Genomic DNA, 8,699 nt, shown 5'->3' on the forward strand with positions numbered 1-8,699 from the left:
GGTCGGTCTGCTCCTCAGCCCTGGATGCCGATGCGGGAGTGGGTCCACTGGAACGAGTTGTTGTTCACGTACGTGGAGTAGTCCCACCAGGTGTAGGTCTGGGTGGTCTGCCAGGGGTCGCCGACCGCGATCATGTTGGTGGTGCTGTCGTAGCCGTAGATGACGTTCATGTGACCACCGCCGGAGCGCCAGCCGAACCGCACGGCGAACGGACGGCCCGCCGCGATCTCGGTGGCGGACTCGCTGAACGAAGCATTGCGGGACAGGCTGCGGCCGCTGTTGCTCAGCCCCAGCCGGGCCAGGCCGTTGGCCATGTCCTCCAGGGTCGCGGGCTGGTTGTTGCAGTTCACCCAGGTGCCCTGGGCGGCGAGTTGGCAGAACTGCTCCTGGCTGACGGAGCGGCCCCAGTGCTTGGCGATGGTCACGCCGGAGGCGTCCCAGCACCACTGGGTCCTGACCTGCTTCTGCATGTCGATCTTGAGCGTTCTCGCGGAGGTGGGAGTCGGCTTCGGGTTCGTTCCGCACACCGGCAGGCCGGTGGTGTTCTCGTTGATGAACGCGTCGGCGATGTAGTACGAGCCGGTGTAGATCCACCGCGGGTTGTTCTCCACGGTGTCCCCGGTGGTCCGACAGGACATCTGGATCCTGTCACCCACCTTCGAGGAGCCGTTCACCTGAGCCGAAAGGGACGGCTTGGCCCGGTGGTTGACGGTCCTGTAGTTGTTCGGCCCGCCGATGACCGTGCCGCTGACCACATCGGCCTGGGCGAGGGCACCGAAGCCGAACAGCAGGCCACCGGAGAGTGCGGCGGTGATCGCGGCTATCAGCGCTTTCTTGCGGCGGGACGCGCGACGTTTGTGCATCTTGCTCCTTGATCCGAGCGGGGACTCACTTGCCCACTTGGCAGTGCTCCAATAGGTGACGTGATCAGCTCACCTGTGGGTGCCGGGAATCCTGCCAGAGAGATCGAGGGGTTTGAACGCGGTTGTTCTACGCGCGAAGATGTCGCTCATTCAATTACCCGGAAAGAGTCAGATGACGATCCGTCAATTCGCCTGTCTCGACTGGGAGTTGTCGACCACACTCGCCTTGGTCCAGGCCATTACCCAATAACCTGACGGGGCGCCACTTTACGGAAACTTGACAGATGGATGCTCTTTATTGGACGCCACGTCAATGGGCCAAATAGCCCTGCGTGCACGGGAAGTGACTCTCCATCATTAAGAAAAGGAAAAGCACCCCGGTTTTGATTGCACGAATGGGCGGTCAGACCCGGTCCAGTGGCCGGTGCGGCCCGCTGGGCAGCTCCACCCTGATCGTGTCGCCCGGCCGCACCACGCCGCCCTCCTTCACGACGCTCATGATTCCGGCCTTGCGCACGATCTCCCCGGCCTCATCACGGCCCACGACCTGCTTCAGCAGTCCGTCCTGGAAGGCGTCGATCTGGAGGCAGGGATTGCGCAGGCCGGTCACCTCCAGCACGGCATCGGGACCGATGCGCAGCAGGGTGCCGACCGGCAGGCCGAGCAGGTCGAGGCCGCGGGTGGTGATGTTCTCGCCGAGGTCACCGGGCGCCACCTCGAACCCCTCGGCACCGACCTCGGCGAAGAGTTCCTCGTGGATGAGGTGGACCTGGCGCAGGTTCGGCTGAGTGGGATCCTGCCGGACCCGCGAGCGGTGTTTGACCGTCACACCGGCATGCACGTCACCCTCCACACCGAGGCCGGCGAGCAGGGTGATGCTCTCCCGGTTCGGCTTGGTGAACGCGTACGCGCCGTTGCTGCTTACTGCCGTCACTGTCCCGTACCCGTACATCCCCGGAGCCCCTCCTCACCGACAAACGGTCAGCTACAACCCTAGGGTCACCACTCGGCCTGCACGCCGTCCACGAGTGCCGCCAGAGCGGCCGAGAGGGCGTCCAGGCCGACTCCGGCGGGACCGCCGGGCTCGGACATGTACGCGTCCCGGCGGATCTCGACCATCAGGGCGCTGACCCGGTCGTCCTTGCCGTAGTACCGCAGCGGCACGTACGTACCGGCGAAGGGGCTGTCCAGCGCCGTGCCGCCGCAGCCCGCGAAGGCCTCTCCGGCCAGGGCGAGGAGGCCGGGCGGAGTGTGGAAGGCGTCCGTGCCCAGGCAGATCGGCGGACGCATGCCGTCTGCGTGCAGTTCGTAGGGAAGGGGCTCCGTCGGATACGAGTGGACGTCGATGATCACCGCACGTCCGGCGGCCTCCAGCCGGTCCTCCACAGCCCCTGTCATGGCATTCGCGTACGGGTGGAAGTAGCGCTCGATCAACGGCCGGGCGTCGAAGCCCTCAGGACGCAGGCGCTCCCGGTGGGTGGTGTGCGTGTACACCGCTCCCATGCCGACGGCCAGCATCTCCTCGCGCTCGTCGGGGAAGCGCTCCGGGTCGATGACCAGACGGGACAGCCCGTTGACGAACCGCCACGGGGTGACGGCAGCAGCTGCCGCCGCCCCAGCGGCGATGTCCGCGGTGTGGGAGTCGGTGATGTGGTCCAGTTCCCGCTCGAGCCCCCGGTCGTCCAGCACGATGCCGCCGCGGACGCAGTCCGGTACGACGCGTGAGGAGTGCGGCACGTGCAGGATGACCGGCGAGGTGCCGGCGCCGGGAAGAAGCTGGAAGGACGCTGGCGAGTGGTGCATGGGTGACTCCTCGGTGAGACGGGTCCGATGCCGGATCGAAGGAGGCCCTTCGGGGTCAGAACCTCTCGACCTCCTGCCCGCCCCGGGCCACCAACGGCTACGGCTACGGCACGCAGCGGTAGGTGAACTCCGTGGCCGGCGGCGTGTGCCGGGGCGGTTCCAGCAGCTCCAGCTGCGCCTTGGCCGGGTACGTGCCTTCGCCCTGGAAGGTCCACAGCAGGTGGAGCGTGGCCTCCTGGTGGCCGCGGGGGACGCGCTCGGTCAGTGGCTCGGAGCGGGTGCCGTCGCTGCGGATCCACCGGTACGTCAAGGTTCCCGGGCGGCCGTTCGTCCGTACGACGGCCACGACGTCGGCGGTCCCGCCGCAGGCCGGCCCGGCCGGATCGGTGGCCACGGCCACGTCCCGGACCGCGATGCCGGGGGTGTAGCGCTGCCAGGCGAGACACGCGAGGACCGCGACCAGAACGGCCGCCGCGAGCGCGTACCGCCGCAGGCCGCCGCCCCGCCGGGCGGGCGCGGGCCCGGGCACCACCGGGAACGGCGCGATGGCGGCGGCGGTGACCCCGGGCCCGAAGCGCAGCACGGAGCCGTCGACCCGGTCGGGGGCCACGTCGGCCGGCTGCGGCGGCCCGCTGATCCAGTGGCTGCCGAGGACGGTGGCGCTGTATTCGTCGTTGCTCATCGGATCTCGCATCGCTTGATCAGGAGCTGCTGGACCGCGGCCCCGTTGCCCGCCGAGGGCGTGGTCGTGGCGCGTACACCCCAGTAGCAGCCCGTGCCCGAGAACGTGAGGGTCCTGGCCGTCGCCGCCGTGGAGGAGGGGAAGGTCATGGAGCCCTCGGACGCGCCGAGCGTGCCGCGTGCGTCGCTGCTGAACCACTCCAGCCGGACGGTCGCCGGCCCGGACGCGTCGACGGCGAGCTGCACCAGCGCCGCCTTGAAGTCGGTCTGCCGGAACGCGGTCACGCTCACCGTCCTGACCTTCACCGCCGGGGACGGCGCGGGGGTCGTCGGTGGTGGCGGGCCCGTCGGCGCCGTGGTCGCCGTGGTCACCGAAGCGTTCGGGCCGGGCGTTGCGGACGTGCTGGCGGACGCCGAGGCGGAGGCGGAGGGGGAGGGGGACGGCGAAGCGGAGGCCGACGGGGACGGCGACCCGGAGGGCGAGCCCGACGCCGACGGAAGCGGGCCGCCCGTCGGCGCGTCCGCGCCGGTCGTCGCGAAGGCGCTCACCGCCACCGCCCCGCCCGTCCGCTCCAGGGCCGCCGCCTGCGCGAAGAAGAGCGCCAGCCCCAGTACCAGCGCCGCGCCGGCGCCCAGCCAGCCGCGCCGGCCGGGCGCCCACAGCGAGGTCGTGGCGAAGGCCGTGGAGGACGCCGAGGAGCCTCCCGCCGACGGGAACAGCAGCGGCAGCAGGGCGGCCAGTGCCGCGAGCTTGCGCTGGCCGCGCTCCTCCCAGTCCGGCCCGTACGCCGCGAGGGCCACGCCTTCCAGCTCGGCCACGAACGCCTCGGCGCTCTCGGGCCGCTCCTCGGGCTGCTTCGACAGGCCGCGGCGGATCAGCGGGCGCACCGGCTCCGGGGCCTCGCCCTCCGGTACGGGGGCCTCGATGTGCTGGAGCGCCAGCTCCGCGAAGTTCTCGCCGGCGTACGGCTTGCGTCCGGTCAGGCACTCGAAGAACGTGGCCGTCGCCGCGTACACGTCGGCGGCCGGAGAGGCGGGCAGGCCCTGCCACTGTTCGGGGGCCATGTACGCGGGCGTGCCCGCCACGCCCGGCGTGGCGCCGTGGTCCGCGGCGATGCCGAAGTCGACCAGTTTGGAGGAGCCGTCGGCGGCGACCAGGACGTTCTCGGGCTTGTAGTCGCGGTGGACGATCCCGGCCCGGTGCGCGGCCGCCAGGCCCAGCAGCGAGCCCTTGAGCACGACCAGGGCCGACTCGGGGTCGGTCCGCCCTGCCTGCGACAACAGCGCGCGCAGGGCTATGCCGTCGACCAGCTCCATCACGATGGCGGCGCCGTCGGGCGCCTCGACGTACTCGTACAGTCCGACGACGTACGGCGATTGCAGCCCGCCCAGCAGCCGGGCCTCGGCCCGGAACCCGCCGACGAACGCCGGGTCGCGGCGCAACCTGTCGCTGAGGTACTTGATCGCGACCGCCGTGCCCGTGCCGTCGTGCACGGCGAGCACGACCCGGCCGCTGGCGCCCGAGCCGAGTTCTCTGGCCTCCGTGTAACCGGGGACCACCCACGCCTTCATCCTCTGTCCCCCCTGATGTGCGTCCTCACCCCCTGCGGACACGTTCGAGCCGTGGCCGGTTCCCGACCGTACGCTCCACTCGGGTAGCGGTCCGCACGGGTCGGGGGCGGATCCGCGCGGAGCGGGCGCGCGGCCGCTGGGCGGCCGCCCGTCCGAAGGCGGGGCCGTCGACGGGGGTGTCGTGTGTGCCGACTGCGCCGCGCTGTCGCGCAGCCGTCGCGCAGTACCGAGCACGGGGCCCGACCTGCAGCGAGGTCATGATAGGGCCGTCCACCGGCAGCCGGTGTGGCAGGTCCCCGTCACGGCATACGGGCGGTGGCGACGGGGGGCGGGCGGGCCGCAAGCCCGGGCACGGCAGCGGCCAACGCCGTTTGACGCCGGGGGCTTTGGCTCCCGTCGCCCGCCCTGCGGGCCGTCCGGGCCGACGGCGCCGTCCCGTGGCGTCCGGGTCGCTGGGCCGGCGCCCGCCGCCATCACCCCGTACTCCTCAGGTCGCAGTGCAGGCAGCCGCAGATCATCATCAGGGCCCACCGGGGGCCCGGGGGAACGCCGCCATGATGTCCGTCATGGCACAAGAACTCGGAACCCTTGCCCAGCAGACCGCGGACCGGCTGGCCGAGCGGCACGTCGGTGTGGTGGTGGCCGCGGTGGCGCACGACGCGGTCGAGATCCGCGGCGCCGGAAGCACCGGCGCGGACCCCGGCGGCGTCCCCGGCCCCGACACCCTGTTCGAAATCGGCTCGGTGACCAAGCTGTTCACCGCCCTGGCCCTGGCGCGCCTGGCATCCGCCGGCACCGTGGCGCTGGACGAGCCGCTCGGCGGTCTGCTGCCCGAGGGGACGGCCGTACCGTCACGGGATGGCCGGCAGATCTCCTTGCAGCATCTGGCCACTCACACCTCGAGCCTGCCGCGACTGCCCCGCGGCATGCTGCTCCAAGCCCTGCTGCGCCCGTGGAAGCCGGATCCTTACGCCGGCTGCACGGCCGACTCCCTGCTCTCCGGGCTGGCCAGGACGCGCTTGGGGGCCACGCCGGGGAAACGGTTCCGCTACTCCAACCTCGGAGCCGGACTGCTGGGTCTGGCCCTCGCCCGCCGGGCCGGCACGGACTACGAGACCCTCATCACCCGCGAGATCTGCGACCCCTTGGGCATGAGCGACACCGTCGTGACGGTGGAAGCCGCCCGCGCGGGGCGTTTTGCGCGGGGCCACGGCCGCCGCGGGCGGCCCGCCGCACCGTGGCACCTCGCCGACCTGGTGGGAGCGGGCGGCCTGCGGTCCACCGCGACCGACCTGGTGGCCTTCGTACGGGCCCAGTGGGAGGGCGGTCCCCCAGGGCTCGCCGAGGCGATCCGCCTGAGCCGTGCGGTCGAGCACCGCAGGAGCCCCTTCGCCTGGGTGCACCTCGGCTGGATGGCCCACCGACTCCACCCCCGGCAGGGCGCCCACCTGCAGATCTGGCACAACGGGGGAACCGGCGGCTTCTCCTCCTTCGTGGGCTTCGACCCGGAGAAGCGGCTGGCCGTCATCGTCCTCGGCAACACCCGGCCCCCGGTGGACCGCCCCGCCTTCGACCTCCTGCGCACCCTGCAGGCTGAGCATGCGGCCCGGCAGGACTGACGCGGGGCGCGGTCCGGTCGGCGGCGGCGGTCTCCCCGCGACCAGCCGACCGTCCCTCCTACTGGTCCCCCTGATCCCCCTGCCCCCGGGAAGCGTTCTCCGCCGTCTGCAGGGCCTGGTTGGCGATGGTGACGGCCTCTTGGTCGTGCCCCGCCGCTTGCGCCGTCCGGGCCTGGCTGAGGGAGACGCGCAGTAGCTCGACGGTGTGTTCCGGTAGAGCGCTCGACGCCACGACGTCTTCCAGTTTCCGGATGATGTCGGTGGCCAGGTCCTCGGACATGGGGCCGTCTCCTCTGTCATCGATCAAGGACGAGCGAGGCTAGCAGGCACCGGCGGATGCGCCGCGGATCACAGCGGGCGCGCGCGTCACGCAAGGGAAGCCCGCCCCCGGAAGGGCGGCTCGGGCCGGGCTTCACGTTTTGGCACGGGGTGACGAGGCATAGTGAGGGCGTGAACACCGAGCGTGATGGCGCATTCGGCGAGTACGCCCCCGACAGCAGCTCTTCGGCTCCCGAGAGTGCGGGTGATGAGGAGGCGCAGGTCATCGTGGTCGGGGCGGGGCCCGCGGGCTCCGCCGCCGCGGCGTACCTCGCGCGCGCGGGGCTGGACGTACTGCTGCTGGAGAAGAGCGGCTTCCCCCGGGAGAAGGTGTGCGGCGACGGCCTGACGCCGCGGGCCGTGGCCCAGCTGATCCGGCTGGGGGTGGACATCAACGCTCCGGGCTGGATGCGCAACCGTGGGATGCGGTGGATCTGCGAGGGCAACCAGGTGGAGCTGGACTGGCCGCGCCTGGGCGTTCTTCCCGATTTCGGGCTCACCCGCAGCCGCCACGACTTCGACGACATCCTCGCGTCGCACGCCCGCGCCGCCGGAGCCCGGCTGCGCACCGGCGTGAAGGTATCGGCCCCGTTGATCGACCGGGCCGGACGCATCACGGGCGTGACGGCGTCTCGCGGGCCGGACCAGGAGCCGGTCCGCTACCGTGCGCCGCTCGTCGTCGCGGCCGATGGTGCCTCCGCCCGGACCGCGGTGGCCTTGGGCCTGGAAAGGGACCCCAGCCGGCCGGTCGCGGCGGCGGCCCGCCGCTACTACCGCAGCCAGGCACGCACCAACGACCCGTACCTGGAACTCTGGGCCGATCTGCGCTGCCCGGGAACGGGGCTGGACCTGCCCGGGTACGGCTGGGTGTTCCCGCTCGGGGACGGGCGCGTCAATGTCGGCATCGGCGCCCTGCCTCAGCGGCGGCGCCGGCCGGTGGACCTGCGGGCGGCCCTGAGCCACTGGCTGACCCGCCTCCCCCAGGAGTGGGGTATCCGCGAGGAGAACGCCGACTCGCCCCTCCGCAGCGCTCCCCTGCCGATGGGACTGAACCGGCGGCCGCAGTACCGGCGGGGCCTGCTGCTGGTCGGAGACAGCGCGGGCATGGTCAGCCCGTGGAGCGGTGAGGGCATCGCCCAGGCCATGGAAGCCGCGGAGGTCGCCGCCGAAACCATCGCCCTTGCCATGGCCCGGCCCCAGGGGCCGCGGCGGGAGCACGCGCTGCACCAGTACCCGAGCGAGATCCACCGCCGCTGGGGGCGCTACTTCCGGCTGGGCAACCTGGCCGGTGACCTCGTGTTCGCCCGGTACGGCTTCCGGCCGATCCTCCACCCCCGGGTCATGGCGTCGCCGCCGCTGCTGCGCGCTCTGGCCCGCCTGCTCACCCACGTCGCCCCGGACGAACCGGCCCAGGACGGCGTCGACACCCTCCTGCACGCACTGCTGCGCCTCGTGCCGTCCTCACGACGCTGAGACCGCTCACATCCAGCCACCGAAATCCAGCCACCCTGTCGTTTGCCGGCCCGCTGCGGGGACATAATGCACATCGGCTGGACCAGGAAAGGACTCGACATGAGTGCTGGGCAGAAGGTCAAGGCTGAGGTGGAACGGGTGGCCGGCAGGGCTGTGAAGAAGGCAGCCCACGCGATCGGCAAGGAGACCCTGGCGGCCAAGGGCGCCGCTCTGGAAGGCAGGGGTGAAGCACGACGGGTCAAGGAGAAGGGCAAGGACAGGTTCCGGTGACCGTGCCGTGAGCGCCGGTCCGGGGGGGGGGGGGGGGGGGGGGGGGGGGGGAGAGGAGGGGGGAGGGGGTTTGCAGATCCCCACACCGCCACCGCACGCC

9 protein-coding genes are annotated in these 8,699 nt (G+C 71.8%); 3 read left to right on the forward strand and 6 right to left on the reverse strand.

All coding sequences use genetic code 11. The features are described 5' to 3' along the window. Positions 1-14 precede the first annotated feature (14 nt). From AC07DU_RS31020 to AC07DU_RS31040, 5 genes are all read right to left on the reverse strand, one after another. Positions 15-863, reverse strand: a complete 849-nt coding sequence (locus AC07DU_RS31020) for a papain-like cysteine protease family protein (protein ID WP_453374464.1) — start codon at positions 861-863, stop codon at positions 15-17. Between the two features lie 403 nt (positions 864-1,266). Then, the gene (locus tag AC07DU_RS31025) at positions 1,267-1,815 is read right to left on the reverse strand and encodes an MOSC domain-containing protein (protein WP_360892058.1); all 549 of its coding nucleotides are present in this window, start codon (positions 1,813-1,815) and stop codon (positions 1,267-1,269) included. 47 nt (positions 1,816-1,862) lie between these two features. After that, a complete protein-coding gene (locus AC07DU_RS31030; protein WP_479115076.1) occupies positions 1,863-2,666 on the reverse strand; it encodes an N-formylglutamate amidohydrolase in 804 nt (267 codons plus the stop codon). Between the two features lie 103 nt (positions 2,667-2,769). Further along, positions 2,770-3,348: a hypothetical protein gene (locus tag AC07DU_RS31035; RefSeq protein WP_479029960.1), complete on the reverse strand. Its 579-nt coding sequence runs from the start codon at positions 3,346-3,348 to the stop codon at positions 2,770-2,772. Then, positions 3,345-4,919 carry a serine/threonine-protein kinase gene (locus AC07DU_RS31040; protein ID WP_479115078.1) on the reverse strand — a complete coding sequence of 525 codons (1,575 nt, stop codon included), beginning with the start codon at positions 4,917-4,919 and terminating at the stop codon, positions 3,345-3,347. The genes AC07DU_RS31035 and AC07DU_RS31040 overlap by 4 nt, the downstream gene beginning before the upstream one ends. Positions 4,920-5,485: 566 nt before the next feature. Here AC07DU_RS31040 and AC07DU_RS31045 point away from each other — a divergent pair. Beyond that, the gene (locus tag AC07DU_RS31045; protein WP_479115080.1) at positions 5,486-6,538 is read left to right on the forward strand and encodes a serine hydrolase domain-containing protein; all 1,053 of its coding nucleotides are present in this window, start codon (positions 5,486-5,488) and stop codon (positions 6,536-6,538) included. 58 nt (positions 6,539-6,596) lie between these two features. Here AC07DU_RS31045 and AC07DU_RS31050 read toward each other — a convergent pair whose 3' ends face one another. Beyond that, entirely contained in the window at positions 6,597-6,818 is a 222-nt protein-coding gene (locus AC07DU_RS31050) for a hypothetical protein (protein WP_479029969.1), read from the reverse strand. 170 nt (positions 6,819-6,988) lie between these two features. Between AC07DU_RS31050 and AC07DU_RS31055 the strand changes: the two genes are divergently transcribed. Both AC07DU_RS31055 and AC07DU_RS31060 read left to right on the forward strand, forming a co-directional pair. Further along, positions 6,989-8,329: a geranylgeranyl reductase family protein gene (locus tag AC07DU_RS31055; protein ID WP_479115082.1), complete on the forward strand. Its 1,341-nt coding sequence runs from the start codon at positions 6,989-6,991 to the stop codon at positions 8,327-8,329. A gap of 99 nt (positions 8,330-8,428) precedes the next feature. Next, positions 8,429-8,599: a hypothetical protein gene (locus AC07DU_RS31060; RefSeq protein WP_360892076.1), complete on the forward strand. Its 171-nt coding sequence runs from the start codon at positions 8,429-8,431 to the stop codon at positions 8,597-8,599. Positions 8,600-8,699: the final 100 nt, after the last annotated feature.

The organism is Streptomyces sp. NPDC045695 (assembly GCF_056432025.1).